This window comes from Microbacterium sp. 10M-3C3 (genome assembly GCF_003931875.1).
GTDB lineage: Bacteria > Actinomycetota > Actinomycetes > Actinomycetales > Microbacteriaceae > Microbacterium.
Map to the genome: position 1 here is coordinate 467091 of NZ_CP034245.1, position 21139 is coordinate 488229.

The 21139-nt window shown below is 72.0% G+C and carries 21 protein-coding genes; 17 read left to right on the top strand and 4 right to left on the bottom strand.

Annotation, left to right across the window (positions count from 1 at the left end):
• Window positions 1–2: 2 nt before the first annotated feature.
• Window positions 3–773, top strand: a complete 771-nt coding sequence (locus EI169_RS02130) for an enoyl-CoA hydratase-related protein (RefSeq protein WP_125130563.1) — start codon at window positions 3–5, stop codon at window positions 771–773.
• Window positions 774–993: 220 nt separating this feature from the next.
• Here EI169_RS02130 and EI169_RS02135 read toward each other — a convergent pair whose 3' ends face one another.
• A complete protein-coding gene (locus EI169_RS02135) occupies window positions 994–1683 on the bottom strand; it encodes an aspartate/glutamate racemase family protein (protein ID WP_125130565.1) in 690 nt (229 codons plus the stop codon).
• Between the two features lie 72 nt (window positions 1684–1755).
• Here EI169_RS02135 and EI169_RS02140 point away from each other — a divergent pair, with 72 nt between their 5' ends.
• Entirely contained in the window at window positions 1756–2661 is a 906-nt protein-coding gene (locus EI169_RS02140; protein ID WP_125130567.1) for a LysR family transcriptional regulator, read from the top strand.
• A 295-nt stretch (window positions 2662–2956) separates the two neighbouring features.
• Here EI169_RS02140 and EI169_RS02145 read toward each other — a convergent pair whose 3' ends face one another.
• Both EI169_RS02145 and EI169_RS02150 read right to left on the bottom strand, forming a co-directional pair.
• Entirely contained in the window at window positions 2957–4129 is a 1173-nt protein-coding gene (locus EI169_RS02145; RefSeq protein ID WP_125130568.1) for a 4-hydroxybenzoate 3-monooxygenase, read from the bottom strand.
• A gap of 81 nt (window positions 4130–4210) precedes the next feature.
• The gene (locus EI169_RS02150) at window positions 4211–4963 is read right to left on the bottom strand and encodes an IclR family transcriptional regulator (protein ID WP_125130570.1); all 753 of its coding nucleotides are present in this window, start codon (window positions 4961–4963) and stop codon (window positions 4211–4213) included.
• A 129-nt stretch (window positions 4964–5092) separates the two neighbouring features.
• Between EI169_RS02150 and pcaH the strand changes: the two genes are divergently transcribed.
• The 12 genes from pcaH (at window position 5093) to EI169_RS02210 (ending at window position 16724) form a co-directional block, all read left to right on the top strand.
• Window positions 5093–5899 (top strand): protocatechuate 3,4-dioxygenase subunit beta, encoded by an 807-nt coding sequence (pcaH, locus tag EI169_RS02155; protein WP_205783860.1) that lies wholly within the window; start codon window positions 5093–5095, stop codon window positions 5897–5899.
• Complete coding sequence (gene pcaG / locus EI169_RS02160) at window positions 5899–6465, top strand: protocatechuate 3,4-dioxygenase subunit alpha (protein WP_125130572.1); 567 nt, start codon at window positions 5899–5901, stop codon at window positions 6463–6465. Before pcaH ends, pcaG begins: the two co-directional genes overlap by 1 nt.
• Entirely contained in the window at window positions 6455–7789 is a 1335-nt protein-coding gene (locus EI169_RS02165; protein WP_240640567.1) for a lyase family protein, read from the top strand. The genes pcaG and EI169_RS02165 overlap by 11 nt, the downstream gene beginning before the upstream one ends.
• Window positions 7786–8568 carry an alpha/beta fold hydrolase gene (locus tag EI169_RS02170; RefSeq protein ID WP_125130576.1) on the top strand — a complete coding sequence of 261 codons (783 nt, stop codon included), beginning with the start codon at window positions 7786–7788 and terminating at the stop codon, window positions 8566–8568. Before EI169_RS02165 ends, EI169_RS02170 begins: the two co-directional genes overlap by 4 nt.
• A complete protein-coding gene (gene pcaC, locus EI169_RS02175) occupies window positions 8565–8966 on the top strand; it encodes a 4-carboxymuconolactone decarboxylase (protein ID WP_125130577.1) in 402 nt (133 codons plus the stop codon). Before EI169_RS02170 ends, pcaC begins: the two co-directional genes overlap by 4 nt.
• 22 nt (window positions 8967–8988) lie before the next feature.
• Window positions 8989–9762, top strand: coding sequence for an IclR family transcriptional regulator C-terminal domain-containing protein (locus EI169_RS02180; protein ID WP_125130579.1), 774 nt, complete (start codon window positions 8989–8991; stop codon window positions 9760–9762).
• A gap of 114 nt (window positions 9763–9876) precedes the next feature.
• Window positions 9877–10623 (top strand): 3-oxoacid CoA-transferase subunit A, encoded by a 747-nt coding sequence (locus tag EI169_RS02185; protein WP_125130581.1) that lies wholly within the window; start codon window positions 9877–9879, stop codon window positions 10621–10623.
• Complete coding sequence (locus EI169_RS02190) at window positions 10620–11273, top strand: 3-oxoacid CoA-transferase subunit B (protein WP_125130583.1); 654 nt, start codon at window positions 10620–10622, stop codon at window positions 11271–11273. Before EI169_RS02185 ends, EI169_RS02190 begins: the two co-directional genes overlap by 4 nt.
• Before the next feature lies 1 nt (window position 11274).
• Complete coding sequence (locus EI169_RS02195; protein WP_125130585.1) at window positions 11275–12444, top strand: thiolase family protein; 1170 nt, start codon at window positions 11275–11277, stop codon at window positions 12442–12444.
• Window positions 12445–12567: 123 nt separating this feature from the next.
• Window positions 12568–13812, top strand: a complete 1245-nt coding sequence (locus EI169_RS02200) for an MFS transporter (protein WP_125130587.1) — start codon at window positions 12568–12570, stop codon at window positions 13810–13812.
• A gap of 119 nt (window positions 13813–13931) precedes the next feature.
• The gene (locus EI169_RS02205; RefSeq protein WP_125130589.1) at window positions 13932–15233 is read left to right on the top strand and encodes a DUF6379 domain-containing protein; all 1302 of its coding nucleotides are present in this window, start codon (window positions 13932–13934) and stop codon (window positions 15231–15233) included.
• A gap of 12 nt (window positions 15234–15245) precedes the next feature.
• Window positions 15246–16724 (top strand): DUF6379 domain-containing protein, encoded by a 1479-nt coding sequence (locus EI169_RS02210; RefSeq protein WP_125130591.1) that lies wholly within the window; start codon window positions 15246–15248, stop codon window positions 16722–16724.
• Between the two features lies 1 nt (window position 16725).
• On the opposite strand, the gene EI169_RS02215 is transcribed toward EI169_RS02210, so the two are convergent.
• Window positions 16726–17664, bottom strand: a complete 939-nt coding sequence (locus tag EI169_RS02215) for a LysR family transcriptional regulator (RefSeq protein WP_125130593.1) — start codon at window positions 17662–17664, stop codon at window positions 16726–16728.
• Between the two features lie 240 nt (window positions 17665–17904).
• Here EI169_RS02215 and EI169_RS02220 point away from each other — a divergent pair, with 240 nt between their 5' ends.
• The 3 genes from EI169_RS02220 (at window position 17905) to EI169_RS02230 (ending at window position 21092) form a co-directional block, all read left to right on the top strand.
• Window positions 17905–19203 carry an extracellular solute-binding protein gene (locus EI169_RS02220; protein ID WP_125130595.1) on the top strand — a complete coding sequence of 433 codons (1299 nt, stop codon included), beginning with the start codon at window positions 17905–17907 and terminating at the stop codon, window positions 19201–19203.
• Between the two features lie 79 nt (window positions 19204–19282).
• A complete protein-coding gene (locus EI169_RS02225; RefSeq protein ID WP_125130597.1) occupies window positions 19283–20254 on the top strand; it encodes a sugar ABC transporter permease in 972 nt (323 codons plus the stop codon).
• Window position 20255: 1 nt separating this feature from the next.
• Window positions 20256–21092, top strand: coding sequence for a carbohydrate ABC transporter permease (locus EI169_RS02230; RefSeq protein ID WP_125130599.1), 837 nt, complete (start codon window positions 20256–20258; stop codon window positions 21090–21092).
• Window positions 21093–21139: the final 47 nt, after the last annotated feature.

Genomic DNA, 21139 nt, shown 5'->3' on the forward strand with positions numbered 1-21139 from the left:
GCATGATCCGCCTCGACCTCGCCGACGACGTCGCGACCGTGACCCTCGACGCGCCCCAGCGCCTCAACGCACTCGGCCCCGACGACCTGCGGGCGCTCGACGCGACGTACGTCGAGGCCGAGGCGGCGGGGGTGCGCGCCCTCGTGCTGCGGGGCGACGGGCGCGCGTTCTGCGCCGGCCGCGACATCGCGGGCGTGGATGCGGCGACCGACGACGTCGCCGGCTACCTCGACGGACTGCTGCTGCCGCTGCTGCAGCGCATGGCGGGATTTCCCGCCCCGACGTTCGCCGCCGCGCACGGCGCGTGCCTGGGTGTCGGGCTCGGGCTGCTCATCGCAACCGACGTCGTGTACGTCGCCGACGACGCGACGATCGGGTCGCCCTTCGCGCGCCTGGGCGCGACGCTCGACTCGGGCGGCCACGCCCTGTTCGTCGAGCGGCTGGGGGCACATCGCACGCTCGACCTCATCTACTCGGGCGGCCTGATGACGGGCGAGGAGGCCGTGCGGCTCGGGCTCTTCTCGCGCGCGATGCCGGCGGCCGAAGTACATGGCGCCGTCGATGCCGCGGCGCGGGCCGCTGCATCCGGTCCGACGCAGGCGTTCCTCGCGAGCAAGCGCCTCGTCGCACGGCTCCGCGACGAGCGTCTCGGTCTGTGGGACGCGGTCGTGGCCGAGAACGCCGCACAGGCCGCGCTGCGCGACACCGCCGACTACCGCGAGGGCTTCGCGGCGTTCCAGGCCAAGCGCGCTCCGGAGTTCCACGGCCGCTGAGCCTGCCCGGCGCGGGCGGCGGCGGGGCGGCGCGGCGGCGGCAGCGGCGGCGGGCCCGCCGGAGCGCGGCGGGGGCGGAATTCAGGCTGACACGCGTGTCGGCGGGCCCGCGGGTTCGTTCTCGCCGCTCCAGCCTGAATTCCGCGCAAGGTCGAGGGCGAACGCGCCGGCGCGGCGAGGGCGAACGCGCCGGCGCGGCGAGGGCGAACGCGCCGGCGCGTCAGGCGAGGGCGAGCTCGAGAGCGGCGCGGCAGTGCAGAGTCGTCGTGGGGAAGATCGGCGCTGCGACCTCAGCGGCGCCGATCGAGAGCTCGAGCTCCGTGCAGCCGAGGACGATGCCCTGCGCGCCGTGCGCGAGCAGGTCGGCGGCGATGCGCGCGAGCGTCGCGCGCGACGCATCCGTCACCTCGCCGATGCACAGCTCCTCGAAGATGATGCGCTGCACCTCGCGTCGATCCGACGCGTCGGGGACCATCGCCTCGACGCCGTGCGCGGCCAGGCGGTCGCGGTAGAAGTCCTGCTCCATCGTGTACGCCGTCGCCAGCAGCCCCACCCGCGACAGCCCTGCGGCGCGCACGGCGTCGGCCGTGACGTCAGCGAGGTGGAGCACGGGGATGCCGACGGCATCCTGGACGCGGTCGTAGACCTTGTGCATCGTGTTCGTCGCGATGAGGACGCTCTCCGCCCCCGCCGCCTCGAGTGCCGCCGCCTCCGTCGCGAGCACCGCACCCGCCGCGTCCCAGTCGCCCGCGCGCTGCAGCGACACGATGTCGTCGAAGTCGACCGTCGCGACGCGCAGCCGCGCCGAGTGCAGGCCGCCGAGCCGGGCGCGCACGCCTTCGTTGAGGAGGCGCAGGTACACCGCCGTCGATTCCCAGCTCATGCCGCCGAGGATGCCGATCGTTCGCATGCTCTCAGCGTCGCCGCATCCGGATGTAAGCGGAAGTGCACATTCGTTCGGTCATCCTGTAAGAACGGTTACATGTCCCATCCGCTCGACCTCGACCCGCGCAGCCTCGTCGTGCTGCATCACATCGCGCGGGCGGGGTCGCTCTCGGGCGCGGCGCGGGCGCTCGGCTGGAGTCATCCGGCCGTCGCGCAGCACGTGCGCCGCCTCGAGGCGCACATCGGGGCGCCGCTCGTCATCCGCGCGGGCCGCGGCGTGGAGCTGACCGAGGCGGGCCTCGTCGCGGCGGCCGCCGGCGCCGACATCGCGGCGACCCTCGCCCATGCGCGCGCCGGGTTCGCCGACGTCGCGGCGGCGGCTCCCCGCGTGCGCGTCGTCGCGTTCCCGACCGCGTGCGCGACACTCCTCGTCGACGCGCACGCGTCGCTCGCCGCACGCGGCGACGCCGTGCGGCTCGACATCGCCGAAGCCGAACCCGACGAGGCGCTCGCCGCGCTCGATGCAGGCGATGCCGACCTCGCGGTGACCTTCCACGACGAGTCGCCGCGCGACCCGCGCGCGACGGTGCTCGGCATCGACGCGATGGTCGTCGTGGTCGCCGGCTCCGACCGGCGGGCGGATGCGGCGGCCGTTGACGTGCGCGACCTCGAGGGCGACGCGGTGATCGCCGGATGCCCCGCGTGCCAGCGGCGCTTCACACGCCACGCCGACGCGCACGGGGTGCGGCCTGCGCTGCATCCGCAGGTCACCGACGACTACGTGCTGATGCAGGCGATGGCCGCCGTCGGGCAGGGCCCGGCGGTGCTGCCGCGCCTGTCGATGGCGGCGCACCGCCGTGCCGACGTCGCGGTGCGCGAGCTCACGCCGCGCCTCGTGCGGCACGTCGCGGTGTGGCGGACCGCCGGCCGGCGCACCGCCGGGGCCGACGCGCTCACGGCCGCACTCGCCGAGGCCGCCTCGCGCGCGTTCGAGCCGGCCTGAGTCCGCCCGAGCCCGCCCCGCCGCCGCGCAGAATTCAGGTGGACCGGGGCCCCGCGACGCTGCGAAGCGGCGGATTGTCGGTGCAGCCTGAAATTTGCGCCGCTTCCGCGCGTGGCGCGCCGTCGCCCGGGGAGGCATCGCCGCGGCAGCGGCCGGCAACTCCGCGCCCGGCCGCGCGCAGAATTCAGGTGGAAACGGGGTGTAGGCGCCGCCGGGCGGGGGGCAAGGGCCTCTCAGCCTGAATTCCGCGCCCGGCGGGGGCGGATGCACCGCCAAGCCGCCGCCGGCGCGGGCGTCAGAGCGGCCAGCCGGTGTACGCCTCGGCGAGGTAGGTCTGGCCGGCCTCGGACTCCACGACGCTGCGCAGCTCGCCGAGCTGGCGTCGACGGTCGAAGTCCGACGCATCCCGCGCGACGTGCAGCATGCTCGTCATCCACCACGAGAAGTGCTGCGCCTTCCAGATGCGCGACAGCGCGGTCGCGGGGAAGGCGTCGAGCAGGCGCTCGTCGCCGTCGAGCAGCAGCGCCCGCAGCGCCTTCTCGAGCACGATCACGTCGGCGACGGCGAGGTTCATGCCCTTCGCGCCGGTCGGCGGCACGGTGTGCGCCGCGTCGCCGATGAGCACGACGCGGCCGCGGCGCAGCTCGTGCGCGACGAAGCTGCGGAATCGCAGCACGTCGCGCTGGAAGATCGGGCCCTCCTTGAGCGTCGTGCCCGGCACGCGCTTCTGCAGCGCGTCCCACAGCTCGGCCTCGCTGTAGGCGGCGGTGTCGGTGTCGGGATCGCACTGGAAGTACATGCGCTGCACGGTCGCCGATCGCTGGCTGATGAGCGCGAAGCCCTCGGGGGAGTTGCTGTAGATGAGCTCGTCGGAGCTCGGCGGTGCCTCGCACAGGATGCCGAACCACGCGAACGGGTACTCGCGGAAGTACCCGCCGGTCGACGACCCGGTCACGGCCGCGCGGGCGACGCTGCGGGAGCCGTCGGCGCCGACGACGACGTCGGCCTCGATGACGAGCTCGGTGCCGTCCGCTTCGCGCGCGATGATCCGCGGATGCGCCGACTCGGCGTCATCGACGCGCTCGGCCGTCACGCCGAAGCGCAGGTCCTGCCCGCCGGCGAGGCGCGCGGCGACGAGGTCTTTCAGCACCTCGTGCTGCGGGTAGAGCCATACCGACCGGCCGACGAGGGACGGGAAGTCGATGCGGTGCCCTTCGCCCGCGAAACGCAGCTCGATGCCGTCGTGCCGGTGCCCGACGGTGAGCACGCGATCGGATGCGCCGGACGCGGTGAGGATCTCGACCGTGCCCTGCTCGAGGATGCCGGCGCGGATCGTCGTCTCGATCTCCTCGCGCGTGCGGGAGTCGATGACGATCGACTCGATGCCGGACGCGGCGAGCAGGTGCGACAGCAGGAGGCCGGCGGGGCCGGCGCCCACGATCGCGACGCGGGTGCGGGTGGTGGTCATGGCGTCTCCTTCGACGGAACGCTCCGAGCGTGCCCGCTCGAGGCCCACCCACGCCGACGGATTCCCGTTGATCGGGACCGATCAGCGCTGATAGCCCAGCGCGCGCTCGGTGTCGCGCGCGGCGCGGTGCAGCTCGACGAGGGCGAACTGCGTCTCGGCGTCGCGCGGCAGCACGACCGACAGGGCCGCGATCACCGCGCCGGTCTCGTCGCGCACCGGCACGGCGACGCCGGTCGACACCTCGTCGACGTATCCGGGGGCGATCGCGTGGCCGAGCGTGCGGATCTCGGCGAGCTTGCGCCGCAGGGCCGCGGGTTCGACGAGCGTCGCGGGCGTCACGCGCGGGAGGGCGCGCGCGAGCACGCGCTCCTGCAGGTCGCGCGGTCCGAACGCCAGCAGCACGAGTCCCGATGACGACGCGTGCACGGGCAGGCGACCCGCGACCCGCGTGACATTCGCGCCCGATTCGGGAGCGCTGAGGCGCTCGAGGAACAGTGCCTCGTCCTGCTCGAGGATCGCGAGCTGGGTGTGCTCGCGCACGCGCACCTGCACGCGCTCCATGTACGGCAGCGCGGCCTGCCGCAGCCGGAGGGCGTGCGACGAGCGGGTCGCGAGCTCCCACAGCCGCATCCCGATCCGCACGCGTCGTTCGTCGTCGCGCTCGAGCAGCCCCGCGTCGACGAGCTCGTTGACGATGCGGTGCGCGGTCGAGCGCGGCAGTCCCGCGCGCCGGCCGATGTCGGCGGTCGTCTGTGCGGTGCGCGTCGGTGTGAACGTCTCGAGGATGCGCACCAGCCGGTCGGTCACCGAGTCGCCGGTGGGGGAGTTGGCCACGCGCCCAGCTTGCCACGCGCGCGAGAGGAATCCCATTCAGCGGGACAAGCGGCGGAGAGGGCCGGATGCGGGCGCACGATGGTGTCACGTCCGGCGCGCCCGGGCGTCGTCCCGTGTCGAAGGAGACCCATGTCCGAGCCTCACGTCGCCCCCGAGGCGCTGCTGGCAGCGCCCGACCAGGCGTCGCAGAACGAGATCACCGCCGAGATCCGGGCCCGCCATGCCGAGCTCGAGGCCGAGGAGGCGGCGGGCGCATCCCTCCGCGCGTCGGTCTACGACTTCGCGCCGTACCGCTCGAGCATCCTGCGCCACCCGACGAAGAACCCCAAGCTCGTCGACCCCGAGACGATCGAGCTGCTCTCGCCGGCGTTCGGCCAGCGCGACGTCGCGGCGATCGAGTCCGATCTCACCCTCCAGCACGCCGGCGAGCCGCTCGGCGAGCGCATGACGGTGCGCGGGCGCCTCCTCGACTCATGGGGGCGGCCGGTCGCGAACCAGCTCATCGAGATCTGGCAGGCCAATGCCGCGGGGCGCTACATCCACCAGCGCGACCAGCACCCGGCTCCGCTGGACCCGAACTTCACCGGCGCCGGGCGCACGGTGACGAACGCGAACGGCGAGTACCTGTTCACGACGATCAAGCCGGGCCCGTACCCGTGGAAGAACCACGTCAACGCGTGGCGGCCCGCGCACATCCACTTCTCGATCTTCGGCTCGTCGTTCACACACCGGCTCGTCACGCAGATGTACTTCCCGGGCGACCCGCTGTTCGCGCTCGACCCGATCTACAACACGATCTGGCGGCAGAAGGACCGCGACAGCCTCGTCGGCGTGTACGACCACGACCTGACGTCGCCGGAATGGTCCACCGGCTACCGCTTCGACATCGTCGTCGACGGTCCCGACGCCACCTACTTCGAGCCCGAGGAGGCCTGATGGCTGCGAACGAGACCCCCGCGAAGACGCACGCCGCGACGCCCGGCCAGACGGTCGGACCGTTCTTCGCGTTCGGCCTGGCCTACCCGAAGATGCACGAGGTCGTCTTCCCCCACTCGCCCGGCGCGATCGTGCTCGGCGGCACCGTGTACGACGGCGCGGGAGCGCCGGTGCCGGACGCGGTCGTGGAGATCTTCGGCGCCGACGCCGACGGCACCGTGTCGCGCGCGCGGGGCGCGCGGCGCCGCGACGACCACACGTTCACGGGCTTCGGCCGCGCCTTCACCGACGACGACGGCCACTTCGAGTTCTGGACCCGCGAACCCGGCTCCGCCGGCGGCGCGGCGTTCTTCGCCGCGGTCGTCTTCGCCCGCGGCCTGCCCGACAAGCTGCACACGCGCATCTACGTGCCGGCCGCCGACGACGTGCTCGACGCCGACCCGCTGCTGTCCTCGCTCGATGCGGGGGAACGCGCTACTCTCGTCGCGACCCGCACGCCCGACGGTCACCTCCGTCACGACATCCACCTGCAGGGCGAGAAGGAGACCGTCTTCCTTGCCTTCTGAGCCGTTCGACGTCGGGGTCCTCTCGCCGGGATCGCGCGGCCACGACGCGACGGTCTCGGATGCGGCGGTCGTCGACGCGCTCGTGGCGGCCGAGGTCGCCCTCGTGCGCGCCTACGCCGCGGTCGGCGTCGCGCCCCGCGGTGTCGCGGAGGCCGTGTCGGACGCGCTCGGGTGGCAGGGACCGCGCGCGGGCTGCCGCGGCCACGGCATCGACGCCGACGCGCTCGCCGCGGCCGGGGTGGCCGGCGGCAACCCCGTCATCCCCCTCGTCGCACCCGTCCGCGACCGCGTGCCCGCCGACGCCCGGGCGTGGGTGCACCGTGGCGCGACGAGCCAGGACATCTCCGACACCGCGCTCGTGCTCGTCCTCGCGCGCGCGGCGGACGCCATCGTCGTCGACCTCGACGGCGCCGTCGACGGGCTGACCGCTTTCGCGCGCGCCCACCGCGACGTGCCGGCCGCCGCACGCACCCTCACGCAGCACGCCGTGCCGACGACGGTCGGCGCTCGCGCAGCAGGGTGGGTCCGCGGCATCCGGCGAGCAGCCTCCCGCGTCCGCGCCGCGCGCGACGCCCTGCCTGCGCAGCTGGGCGGCGCCGCCGGTACGCTCTCGGCGGTCGTCGCCGACGTCGGCGACGACACCGCCGCGGCGCTGCCCGGCGCGTACGCCGCGGAGCTGGGACTGCAGACCCCGGATGCGCCGTGGCACACGCAGCGCTGGCCGCTGACCGAGCTCGCCGACGCCTTCGTGCAGGCCCTCGATGCGCTCGGCGTCGTCGCCGCCGACGTCGCGACGCTCGGCCGCACCGAGATCGGCGAGCTCTCCGAGCCGTCCGCCGGCGGCTCGTCGGCGATGCCGCAGAAGGCCAACCCCGTCGCCTCCGTCGTCATCCGGGCGGCGGCGCTGCGCGCACCGTTCCTCGGCGCCACCGTCCACGCCGCCGCGGCGAACGCCGTCGACGAGCGCCCCGACGGCGCGTGGCACGCGGAGTGGCCCGCGCTGCGCGAGCTCGCCCGCCTGCTCCTGGGAGCCGCGCACGCGGCCGGCGATGTCGCGCGCGGACTGACGCTGCATCCCGACGCCGTCGCGCGCAACCTCGCGCTCACCGGCGGTCGCATCGTGAGCGAGCGGCTGCGGGGCGTGCTCGTGCCGCTCATCGGGGCGAGCCGCTTCACCGAGCTCGTCGCCGCCGACGGCGACCTCGCCGCGCACGTGCGCGCGCTCCCCGAGGCCGCCGGCCTCGACGTCGACGCACTCCTGGACCCGGCCGGCTACCTCGGCCTCGCGCCGCGGTTCGCCGACCTCGAGGAGGACCCCGCATGACCGTCCCGGCCCTCGCCCTGACCGCGCCCGTCGGGCCGGCCGACGCGCCGCTCGTGGTCCTCGGCCCGTCGCTGGGCACCTCGACGATCCTGTGGGACGACGTCGTCCCGCTCCTGGCCGACCGCTTCCGCGTCACCGCGTGGGACCTCCCCGGGCACGGCGCGTCGGCACCCGCCGAGGACGCGTTCACAGTGGGTGAGCTCGCCGACGCCGTCGCCGACGCCGCGCCCGACGCGGCCTTCCTCTATTCCGGGGTGTCGCTCGGGGGAGCGACCGGCCTCGAGCTCGCGCTCCGTCACGGCTCGCGGGTGCGGGCCGCCGCGATCCTCGCCTCGGGCGCGCAGCTCGGCGACCCCGCCGCGTGGGCCGACCGGGCCGCGCAGGCGCGCACGCAGAGCACGTCGAGCCTCATCATCGGGTCGGCGCAGCGCTGGTTCGCGCCCGACTCGATGGCGCGGCGGCCCGAGATCAGCGGGCGGCTCCTGCACGCGCTGCAGGACGCCGACGACGACAGCTACGCCCGCTGCTGCGAGGCGCTCGCCGCGTACGACGTGCGCGACCGCCTCGGCGAGATCGCGGTGCCGATCCTCGCGGTGTGGGGCGCGGCCGACGCCGTCGCCCCCGAGGCGAAGGCGGAGAAGATCGCGCGCGGCGTGCAGCACGGCGCATCCGCCCGCATCGACGACGCCGGGCACCTGCCCCCGGCCGAGCAGCCCGAGGAGACGGCCCGGATGCTGCGCGCGTTCTTCGACCGCGTCATCGAGGAGGAGGCGGCATGACCCGACCCGACGGACAGGGGCTCACCGACGAGGAGCGCTACGACCAGGGGATGGCGGTGCGTCGCGAGGTGCTCTCCGACGCGCACGTCGACCGCGCGACGGCTGCGGCGACGCCGCTCACCGCGGACTGGCAGGACTTCATCACGCGCGTCGCGTGGGGTGACGTGTGGTCTCGGCCGGGGCTCGACCGCCGCTCGCGGTCGGTCGCCGTGCTGAGCTCGCTCATCGCGCACGGGCACCACGAGGAGTTCGCGATGCACGTGCGCGCCGCGCGGCGCAACGGCCTGACGGTCGACGAGATCCGCGAGGTCATCCTCCAGTCCGCGATCTACTCCGGCGTCCCCGCCGCCAACACCGCGTACCGCATCGCGAACGACGTCCTCGCCGACGAGCTCTGACCCCCGCCGATAGGGTGAGCCGGTGAGCGAAGGCGAGAACGGTGCGGGCGAGTTCGTCCAGTCGCTCGCCCGCGGGCTCGCCGTCATCCGCGCCTTCGACGCCGAGAACCCCGCGCTGACCCTCAGCGACGTCGCCCGCCGCACGGGCCTTACCCGCGCCGCGGCCCGCCGGTTCCTCCACACGCTCGAGTCACTCGGCTACGTCCGCGCCGACGGACGCGCCTTCGCGCTCACCCCGCGCGTGCTCGAGCTCGGCTTCAGCTACCTGTCCGCGCTATCGCTCCCGGCGATCGTGCAGCCCCACCTCGAGCGGCTGTCGCGAGAGGTCGACGAGAGCGTGTCATCGGCCGTGCTCGACGGCGCCGACATCGTCTACATCGCACGCGTGCCGACGCGCCGCATCATGAGCGTCGGCATCACGATCGGCACGCGCTTCCCCGCGTATGCCACGAGCATGGGCCGCGTGCTCCTCGCGGCGCTGCCGCCCCAGGACTCCCGCGCGGTCATCGAGGCGTCGCATCCGGAGGCCCTGACCCCGCGCACACGCACCGACCTCGACGTGCTCGCGGCCGAGCTCGACGCCGTGCGCGCGCAGGGCTGGGCGCTCGTCGACGGCGAGCTCGAGCAGGGCCTGCGCTCCCTCGCCGCGCCGCTGCACGGCCGCGACGGGTCGGTCGTCGCCGCCCTGAACGTCTCGGCGAGCGCGCGCGGCGATGCCGCGGCGTGGCGCGACGCGTGCCTGCCCGCGCTCCGCGACGCGGCCGCGGCGGTCGACGCCGATATCCGCCTCGTCTGACGCACGCCCGCCGAGGGGTGGCGCGACGAACCCAGCGGACGTAGAATGTGCGTAAAGCGTACGAGCGTTCGCATAGCGAACATCGGACATAGCCTGCACGTGAAGGAGCGGCGGATGATCGACAAGACCGTGCCCGACGTCGCGACCGCGGTCGCGGGCATCGAGGACGGCGCGACCGTGCTCATCGGGGGCTTCGGCCGGGCCGGACAGCCGGTCGAGCTCATCGACGCCCTCATCGCGCACGGCGCACGCGACCTCACGGTGGTGAACAACAACGCGGGCAACGGCGACACCGGACTTGCCGCGCTCCTCGCCGCCGGGCAGGTGCGCAAGATGATCTGCTCGTTCCCGCGCCAGCACGACTCGTGGGTCTTCGACCGGCTCTACCGTGCCGGCGAGGTCGAGCTCGAGCTCGTGCCGCAGGGCAACCTCGCCGAGCGCATCCGCGCCGCCGGTGCCGGCATCGGTGCGTTCTTCACGCCCACCGGCTACGGCACGCAGCTGGCCGAGGGCAAGGAGACGCGGCGCATCGACGGGCGCGACTACGTCCTGGAGTACCCGATCCACGCGGATGCGGCGCTCATCAGCGCGTACCGCGCCGATCGGTGGGGCAACCTCGTCTTCCGCGAGACCGCACGCAACTTCGGCCCGATCATGGCGGCGGCCGCGCGCACGACGATCGCGCAGGTCGATGAGATCGTGCCGCTCGGCACCCTCGATCCCGAGGCCGTCGTCACCCCCGGACTGTACGTCGACCGCGTCGTCGCGGTGGGGGAGCGCGCGTGGCTGCACGACGGGGCGTTCGTCGGCGGCGTCGACATCGAGGGCCGGCCGCAGGCCGAGGACGGAGCATCCGCATGACCACCCGCGTGTCCCGCCGCGACCTCGCGGCCCGCGTCGCCGCCGACATCCCCGAGGGAGCCGTCGTGAACCTCGGCATCGGGGCGCCGACCCTCGTCGCCGACTACCTGCCCGAGGGGCTCGAGATCATCCTGCACACCGAGAACGGGATGCTCGGGATGGGGCCGGCGCCGGACGCCGACCGCATCGACCCCGACCTCATCAACGCGGGCAAGCAGCCCGTCACGGCCCTCGCCGGCGCCGCGTTCTTCCACCACGCCGACTCGTTCGCGATGATGCGCGGCGGCCACCTCGACGTGTGCGTGCTCGGCGCGTTCCAGGTGTCGAGCACGGGCGACCTCGCCAACTGGTCGACGGGCGAGCCGGGCGCGATCCCCGCCGTCGGCGGGGCGATGGATCTCGCGATCGGCGCGAAGGACGTGTACGTCATGACCGACCTGCTCACGAAGGACGGCTCGCCCAAGCTCGTCGCGACGTGCACGTACCCGCTCACGGGCGTCGGCTGCGTCTCCCGGGTCTACACCGACCACGGCGTCTTCGACGTCACGCCCGATGGCTTCCGCATCCGGGAGCTGTTCGGCGACAATTCGCGCGAGGAGATCGAGGCCCTGCTCGGCCTCGCGCTCCCGCCCGCTCCGGAAGGGAACTGACATGGTCGCCAGCTTCGTCTACGACGCCGTCCGCACGCCGTTCGCGCGGCACGGCAAGGCCTACGCCGACGTCCGGCCCGACGATCTCGCCGCCGTCGTGATGGCCGCCGCCGTCGAGCGCGCGGGCCTGGACCCCGCCCGCATCGACGACGTGATCTTCGGCGACGCCAACCAGGCCGGCGAGGACAACCGCGACGTGGCGCGCATGGCGCTGCTGCTCGCGGGCTTCCCGACGTCGGTGCCGGGCGTCACGGTCAACCGCCTGTGCGGCTCGTCGCTCGAGGCCGTCATCCAGGGCTCGCGCGCGATCGAGGCGGGCGACGCCGACATCGTCCTGGCGGGCGGCGTCGAGTCGATGACCCGTGCGCCCTTCGTGATCGAGAAGAGCCCGCGTCCCTTCCCGGCCGCGAACCAGACGATGTGGAACACGTCGATCGGCTGGCGCATGGTCAACCCGCGCCTGCCGAAGGAATGGACGATCTCCAACGGCGAGAGCGCGGAGAAGCTCGCCGACATCTACGGCATCACGCGCGAGGAGCAGGACGCATTCGCTGCCCGCAGCCACCGGCTCGCCGCGGCGGCGTGGGCCGACGGCCGCTTCGACGGCGAGATCGTGCAGGTCGAAGGGCACGAGCTCGCGCGCGACGAGGGCATCCGCGACGACACGAGCGTCGAGGTGCTCGCCGGGCTCAAGCCCGCGTTCCGCCGCGAGGGCGGCACGGTGACGGCGGGCAACTCCTCCCCGATCAACGACGGCGCCTCTGCGGTGCTCCTCGCGGGCGAGGGCGTGCTCGAGGGCGAGCCGCTCGCGCGGATCGCCGGGCGCGCGGCGTTCGGGAACGATCCGGATGTCTTCGGCGTCGCGCCGGTCGAAGCGGCCAACCGGGCTCTCGCCCGCGCCGGGCGCACGTGGGCCGACGTCGACTTCGTCGAGCTCAACGAGGCGTTCGCGGCGCAGTCGCTCGCATGCCAGAAGCTGTGGACCGAGCTCGACCCCGCGCACCTCAACGAGAACGGCGGTGCGATCGCGATCGGGCACCCGCTCGGTGCGTCGGGCGGCCGGGTCATCGGCCGCGCGGCGCACGAGCTCGCCCGGCGCGGCTCGGGCGTCGCGGTCGTCGCGATCTGCATCGGCGTCGGGCAGGGGCTCGCGGTCGTCCTCGAGCGCTGAACGCGTCGCGCATCGACCCCGTCGATGCGCGGATCAGCGATCCCGGCTTCCCCCGCCTCGCCGCGGAGAGTCCAATGGAGGCGTTCTCGCGATGGCGCGAGGCAGACCTGAGGGGGCCTGACGATGACGTCCGCATCCACCACCACCCACCGCACCCACGGCGCCGGCACGCTCCAGGGGATCCTGCTGCTCGCCGGCAGCTGCATGCCCGTGCTCGGCTCCGTGCTGATCACCCCCGTGCTGCCCCAGCTGTCCGAGCACTTCGCCGGCACCCCCGGAGCAGAGGTGCTCGTCCCGATGATCGTCGCGATCCCCGCGCTGTTCATCGCGCTCATGGCGCCGTTCGCGGGCCAGATCGTCGACCGCGTCGGGCGCAAGACGCTGGTGATCGTCGCGATGTTCGCGTACGCGCTGGTGGGCACCGCTCCCGCCTGGATGGAGGGGCTCACCGAGATCCTCGTGAGCCGTGTGCTGGTGGGCATCTGCGAGGCGGCCATCATGACGGTGTGCACGGCGCTGATCGTCGACTACTTCCAGGGACAGCGGCGCAACCGCTACCTCGCGGCGCAGACGGTGACGACGACGCTCGCGGCCACCGTGTTCATCGCCCTGGGCGGTGCGCTGGGTGCGGGTGGATGGCACACGCCGTTCTGGGTCTACGCGATCAGCGTGCTCATCGCGATCCCCATGATCTTCGTGCTGTGGGAGCCGCGGTCGGCGGCGGGGGCGCGCGCGGCCGAGTCGGCCGAACGCACTCCGATCCCGTGGCGTCGCATCGGCGTGCGCCTGCTCGTCGGCGTCTTCGCGGGCTTCACGTTCTACGTCATCATCATCGAGGTCAGCTATCTCGTGGTGGGCGCCGGCGTGGCCGCGACCGACACCGCCGTGATCGGGGCGGTCGCCGCGGTGGCGTCCCTGGCGACCGCGATCGGCGGCATCCTCTTCGCCCGTCTCGTGCGCCGCATCGACCTGCGCCTGATCCCCGTCGCCTTCGCCCTCCAGGCGGTCGGCATGATCGTCATCTGGATCGTCCCGGCGGTGCCGGGGGTCGTCGCCGGCGCGATCATCGCGTCCTTCGGCTCCGGTCTGCTCCTTCCCTCCATGTTGCGCTGGATCGTGGCGACGACCGTGTTCGCCGAGCGCGGGCGGGTCACGGGGCTGTGGACCGCGGCGTTCTTCCTCGGGCAGTTCCTCACCCCGATCCTCGTCGGCGCGGTCGCGGCCGCCGTGGGCGCCCTGCCCGCGGCGGTGGGCGTCATCGGGATCGCGGCCGCGATCGTCGCCGTGGCGACCGGCTTCGCGCTGGGCGGGGCCCGGGCGGATGCGGCGGCGCAGACGCCGGCGGACGTCGACGTCGTCCCGTCCTGAGCCGGGCTTGGCTGCCCATCCGCCGGAATGCGACGAGCTTCTGTCGCATTCCGGCGGATACGCTAGACTCGGGCGCGACGCGGCTCTCCGCCGCGCACCGCACCAGAGAGCGAGCGACGATGCTTCTCGAAAGAGACCTCATCCAGTCCGTCGGATTCCGCAACGTCCGCGAGGGCGGTGAGATCACCGGCTTCCAGTTCCGCGTGCGGATGCCGTCGTACCGCGGCATGGCAGCGTCCCTCATCGACGGCATCGGCGTGCGCATCCCGGGCCTCGTCGACGTCGCGCCCGACGTCCCGCGGTGGACGCTGCAGGGCGCGCAGTACACCCTGCAGCAGCTGTGGGACTCCGACGGCGTGCGCTGGCCGCTCGAGGACGCCGCGATCATCACCGTGCCGCTGCCCGGGGGCCTTCCCGACGGCATCCACGAGCTGTCCATCGACCTGCGGCTGCGGATGTCGTACATCCCGCAGGAGCACCAGCCGAGCCGCTACGAGGTCACCAAGCTCGTGACCCTCGCGCCCGAGGCCGAGGGCGCGCCCTTCCGCTACGGCGTGTCGCTCTACAGCTACATGACCGACTACGGCACCGTCATGGACCTCGAGACGGCGCTGCGCTCGATCGCCGACCTCGGCGCCACGGGTGTCGAGATCCTCGGCGAGGGCCACGTGCCCAACTACCCGAACCCGCCGCAGGAGTGGGTCGACGAGTGGTTCGCGCTGCTGGAGAAGTACGGTCTCGAGCCGACCAACTTCGGCTCATGGATCGACACCCGCCTGCACTCCAGCGGCGAGAACGCGCGCGACATGACCGTCGAGGAGGGCGCCGCGGCGCTCCAGCGCGACCTGCGTCTGGCCAAGCGCCTGGGCTTCCGCTTCGTGCGTCCGAAGATCGGCGTCGTCTCGAGCGACCTCATCCCGCACCCGATCTGGACCGAGGTCGTCGAGGCGTCCCTGCCGCTCGCTGAGGAGCTCGACGTCGTCATCTGCCCCGAGATCCACTCGCCCACGCCGATCAAGCACGAGGTCGTCGACGACTACATCGCGCTGATCACGCGCACCGGCACGAAGCACTTCGGGCTGCTGCTGGACACCGGCATCTTCCAGGACCGGCCCATCCCGCTCAAGCCCGGCGAGCTGCCCGGCCGTCGACCCGCCTTCCTCGACGGCATCCACGTCGACCCCGCCGACGTCTTCGACGTGATCGATCACGTCGTGTTCATCCAGGCGAAGTTCCACGACATCGACGACGAGCTGGTCGACCAGCAGATCCCGTGGGAGCCGGTGCTGAAGGCGCTCAAGGAGGCCGGCTACACCGGATACCTGTCGAGCGAATACGAGGGGGAGCGCATCCCGTGGCGCTCGATCGAGCAGGTGCGCCGCCAGCACTCGCTCATGAGGCAGATCGCCGACCGGATCTGAGGAGAGACGCGCATGTCCAACGGACTCCTCCACGACGACAGCCTCCGGCCCCACCCGGACGGGCTCGCGCTGCGGCTGACGATCCCGTGGTACCGCAGCCTGTGGCTGTCGTCGGTCACGAGCCTCGAGCTCACCCTCGACGGCGCCCCCGTGCCCGCCGACGACATCCGCTTCGAGCACCGCGGCAGCAGGTACCGCCTCGACGAGCTGCCCGCGCAGAGCGAGACGCTGTGGTTCCTGCAGGAGCATCCGCTGCTGATCGTCCGCCGTCCGGCCCCCGCGGTCCTCGGCGAGACGCACGACGTGGTGCTTCACGGCGTGCTGCGCCTGCCGTACATGCAGATCGCGCCCGGCGCCGACGGCGGCCCCGGGATGTACGTCCCGAACGTCGTGCACGACGTCCGCTCGCTGACGGTCGTCGACGCGGATGCGCCGGCGCCGGTGCTCGTCCGCGATGTGCCGCCGCCGCCCGCCGCCTCCGACGAGGATCCGTTCCGCCTCGGCCTGACGCTGTACTCGGCGAGCGCCGAGTTCCGCGCCGGCTGGTTCGACTTCGACGGCCTCCTCGACCGCGTCGCCGAGCTCGGCATCGGCCCCGGCATCGAGATCGTCGCCTCGCAGATGGTGCCCACCTACCCCGTGGTCACCGACGACTTCGTCCGCCTGTGGCGCGAGGCGTTCGACCGGCACGGCTTCGTCGCGAGCTCGTTCGGGGCGAACCTCGACATGGGTCGCCGCCGCGACCGCGACATGACGCCCGACGAGGAGTTCGCCTTCAGCGAGCTGATGTTCCGCGGCGCGAAGCAGCTCGGATTCCCGCTCGTGCGCATCCAGAGCGCCAAGCCCGACCTGCTGCGGCGGCTGCTGCCGATCGCCGAGGAGCTCGAGCTGAAGCTGGCGTACGAGATCCACGCCCCGCTCGGCCCCAACGCCGAGCCGATCCTGAAGGTGCGCGAGACCTACGCGGAGCTGGACTCGCCGCTCCTCGGCTTCGTTGCCGACTTCTCCTCGACGATGCACGCCATGTCGCCGACGCTGCTGCGCGCCGTGCGACGCGCGGGACTCGACGACGAGGCCGTCGACACGTTGCAGCGCATCTGGGCGACCGACGCGACGATGCAGGAGCGCCAGCAGGAGTTCCTCGGCTACCTGCGCGGCCGCGACTTCGACCCCGGCCGCCTGGGCGCGTTCGCGCACCTGTCCTTCAACATGCACGGCCACGTCGATTCGCGCGAGTGGGCCGACATCATGCCCCAGATCCTCCACGTGCACGCGAAGTTCTACGACATCGACGAGAACGGGCGGGAGCCGGCGATCGACTACCCCGAACTGGTGCGGGTGTTCGTCGACGGCGGCTACCGCGGATTCTGGTCGAGCGAGTGGGAGGGGCACGCCTTCGCCGAGCTCGGCGAGGTCGACCCGCTCCTGCTCGTGCGCCGGCAGCACGACCTCATCCGCGCCGCGATGCGCGGAATGCGCCGGCCCGCCTGACTCAGTCGGCGTGGAGCCCCTCGTCGACGATGCGCCCGGCCTCGGCGAAGAGGTCGCGCATCCACGCGTGCTCGGGATCCTGGCTGTGGACCGGATGCCACCACAGCGCATTGACGAGCGGTGTCGCCGCGAATGGGAGCGACACCGCTCGGATACCGCCGATCCTCAGCGCGGTGGGGAGCATCGCGCTCTGGATGAGCCCGATCCGGTCGGTGCCGGTGATGAAGTGCGGCATCGACAGGAAGCTCTCGACGACCACGTCGACGTGCGGTTCGATGCCGAGCTGCTGGATCTGCCGGCTCACCGAGGTGAACGCCGTCCGCGAGGCGTAGTTGGTCACGAACGGCAGGCGACCGAGGTCCTCCATCGTGAGCGTGTCGCCCACGGTCGCGTTGTCCTCGGCGACGAGCGCCACCCATTCGTCGGTCCACAGGTCCTGGTACGGCAGATCGGCGAGGAAGCCGTGGGGGATGATCATGCCGTCCACCGCCCGCAGGCGGTTCGCCGCGTCGTCGACGACGAGGGGGTTGTGCAGGAGGAAGCGGAACCGCACGCCCTCGGCGCGCTCTGCGGCCAGCTGCGCGACCACCTTGCCGACGGTCGCGAACCCGTAGTCGGAGCCGTAGACGGAGAACTCGCGCGTGGACTGCGTCGGCGTCCACGTCGCCTGACTCTCGAACACGCGGCGTGCGGCCTCCAGCGCCGTCGTGGTGTGCTCGGTCAGGCGGATGGCGAAGGGCGTGAGCTCGTACGTGTTGCCGCGACGCGCCAGGATCTGATCGCCGAAGTGCACGCGCAGACGCGCGAGCGACGCGCTCAGGGCCGGCTGGCTGAGGTGGAGGCGCTCGGCGGCGCGCGTGACGCTGCGCTCGGTGAGCAGGGCGTCAAGCGACACGAGGAGGTTCAGATCCAGCCGGGAGAGCAGGAGATGATCGGTCACGTCGGTGTGATCCTCCGGGAGCAGGCGTTCGGGTCGTGCCAGTTTATCGCTCCCGTGGATGCGGCGCCCAGGCAGCATCGCTGACGTCGATGCGCAGACCCCGCTGCCGAAGGCGCACCATCCGGGCTTATGTCGACTATCGCGAAAACTAATGTGTGATTTCGACACATCTCGGTCAGGATGTGTACACAGCACATCGCCACGAAGGCGATAGCGACGACGAAGTCAGAAAGGCTGGACATGGCACAGCACCGACACACGGCGCTCCGCCGGAGCGCGATCATCGCGCTGCCGCTCGCGGGCGCGATGATCTTCGCCGGATGCAGCGGCTCCGGGGGCGACTCCGGCGGCTCCGGCGACGGCGGCTCGAGCGAACTCACCTTCACGTTCGCGACCTCCAACAACCTCGAGAGCCCGTACCAGACGCTCGCCGACGAGTACATGAAGGCGAACCCCGACGTCAAGATCACGACCAACCCGACCCCGAACGACAAGTACGGCGAGACGATCCGCACGCAGCTGCAGGCCGGCAACGCCTCGGACGTCATCCAGACCACGCCCGGCTCGGGCGACGCGCGCGGCATCATCCCGCTCGCCGAGGCCGGCTTCCTCGAGCCGCTCGGCGACACCGCCACCGGCCTCATCATCCCCGGCAGCGAGTCGGTCTACACCGTCGACGACAAGGTCTACGGCCAGCCGCTGGACTTCACGATCGGCGCGATCGTCGCGAGCCTCGGCACCGCGAAGATGAACGGCATCGACACGTTCCCGACCACGATGGACGAGATGTACGACATCTGCGGCCAGCTCAAGGACCAGGGCAAGTCGCTGCTCGCGCTCGCCGGTGCCGCCGGGCCCAACGTGGGGCTGACGATCCAGGGCATCGCCGCGACGCGCGTCTACGCCGAGGACCCCGACTGGAACAAGAAGCGCGCCGACGGCGACACGACCTTCGCCGACAGCGACGGCTGGAAGGACGCGCTGCAGACGTTCAAGGACCTCAACGACAACGGCTGCTTCCAGGCCGGCGCCGAGGGCGGCGGGTTCGACGCCATCACGAACGGCCTCGCCCAGGGAACGTCCGTGGGCAGCTTCATCCCGTCGGGTGCCGCGGTGGAGATCTCCAAGGCCGCGCCGCCGGAGGCCGACTTCGCCGTCGAGCCGTTCCCGTCCGAGTCGGGCGACGAGGTCATCCTCGGCAGCTCGAACTACACCCTCTCGATCAACGCCAAGGCGAAGAACAAGGACGCAGCGAACGCGTTCCTGGAGTGGATGGCCGAGCCCGAGACGCAGCAGCGGTACTACGAGCTCTCCGGTGAGCTGCCCGTGTCGGCCTTCGAGACGCTCGATCTGACCGACACGATCTACGAGCCGGTCGCCGACCTGCTCAAGGAGAAGAAGTACACCCCGCTGCCGAACAACCTGTGGCCGAACCCCTCGGTGTACGAGGCGCTGCAGACCGGCGGTCAGGGCCTGCTGACGGGTCAGACCACGATCGACCAGGTGCTCCAGAGCATGGACGCGGCCTGGGATCAGTGATCCGCGCCGCCGCCCGGGGGCTCGCGCTCCCGGGCGGCGGTCTCCACCGACTCTCCGACGATGACGTGACGAGGACGACATGAGCACCACCTTCCGCGCCGGCTCCGTGGCCGCAACCGAGACCGAACGCGTCGTCCTGCCGGGGAGGAACGGCCGGCGCCGCGTGCCGAGCCCGCGGCGTCCCGGTCTGATGAAGTTCGGCTACTGGTGGTGGGCGCTGCCGGGCATCGTCTTCGTCATCGGCATCCACTACGTCGCGACCTCGATCGGCGGCTTTTTCGCCTTCACGAACTGGACTGGCATCGGCGCCTTCGAGATCATCGGTCTCGACAACTTCGTCCGCATCTTCCAGGACCCCACCAAGCTCGGCGCCCTCTACAACACCCTCTTCCTGGCCTTCGGCTCGGTCATCCTCAGCAACATCGCGGGTCTCGCGATCGCACTCGGCCTGAACCGCGGGCTCAAGACCCGCTACGCGCTGCGCGTCCTGTTCTTCATGCCGGTCGTGCTGAGCCCGCTGGCCACGTCGTACATCTGGAAGTTCATCTTCGACTTCAACGGCCCCCTGAACCTCGTTCTGCGCGCGGTCGGTCTCGGCGAGTTCGCCAAGCCCTGGGTCGCCGACCCGACGTGGGCGATCTGGACGGTCCTGGTCGTGCTCGTGTGGCAGAACACCGGCTTCGCGATGGTCATCTACATGGCCGGCCTCGCCGCGGTGCCCGTCGAGATCGAGGAGGCCGCCGCGATCGACGGCGCGAACCTGTGGCAGCGCTTCTGGCACGTGACCCTGCCGTCGATCCGCCCCGCCGTGGCGATCGCCACCACCCTCGGCCTCGTCAACGGCCTCCGCGTCTTCGACCAGATCATGGCCCTCACCGGCGGAGGACCCGCCGGGGCGACGGAGAACCTCGCCACGCAGGTGTACAAGCAGTCCTTCGCGCTCGGCAACTTCGGCTACGGCGCCGCTCTCGCGCTGCTGCTGACCGTCATCATCCTCGTCTTCGCCGTCATCCAGCAGCGCGTCTCCGGCGGCCGCGCACAGGAGTCCTGACATGTTCCGCTACACGAAGCTCACCGGGCTGCGCGAGTTCGGCTTCTGGCTCCTCGCACTCGTCTTCCTGCTGCCGTTCTACTTCCTCATCACGACGGCGCTGAAGTCCGATCGCGAGGTCATCACGTCATCGACGCTCGCGCCGCCCACGGCGCCCGACTTCAGCAACTTCCTGAAGGTGCTGACGGCGACGGGCAACTCGAACGTCGTGATGGGCCTGGTCAACAGCGTGCTGATCACGGCCGGCAGCATCCTGCTCATGGTGCTGCTCGGCTCCCTCACCGGATACGTCATCGCCCGCAGCACGCGCCGGTGGAGCCGCGCGGTGTACTACCTGTTCCTCATCGCGATCATCCTCCCCACGCAGCTGGGCACCGTGCCGCTGTACATCGGCTGGCGCTCGCTGGGGCTCACCGGGTCGGTGTGGGGCATGATCATCCTCTACACCGGGATGCTGCTGCCGCTGTCGATCTTCCTGTACGCCGGGTTCTTCCGGGGCCTGGGCACCGAGTACGAGGAGGCGGCGACGATCGACGGCGCGAGCCGCACGCAGATCTTCTTCCGCGTCGTGCTCCCGCTCATGTCTCCGGCCACCGGCACCGTGGCGATCCTCGCGGGACTGATCGTGTGGAACGACTTCTTCACGTCGCTGATCTTCCTCGGCGGCTCGGCCAACCAGACCCTTCCGGTCGCGATGTACTACTACATCGGCTCCCTGGTCTCGGCGTGGAACCAGATCTTCGCGATCGTCATCGTGTCGATGATCCCGATCCTCGCGTTCTACCTCTTCGCGCAGAAGCGCTTCATCCAGGGTTTCGCCGGCGGCCTGAAGGGCTGACGACTCCCGCTCCCCGACGCATCGCCACCGATGCGCCGACCGACGTG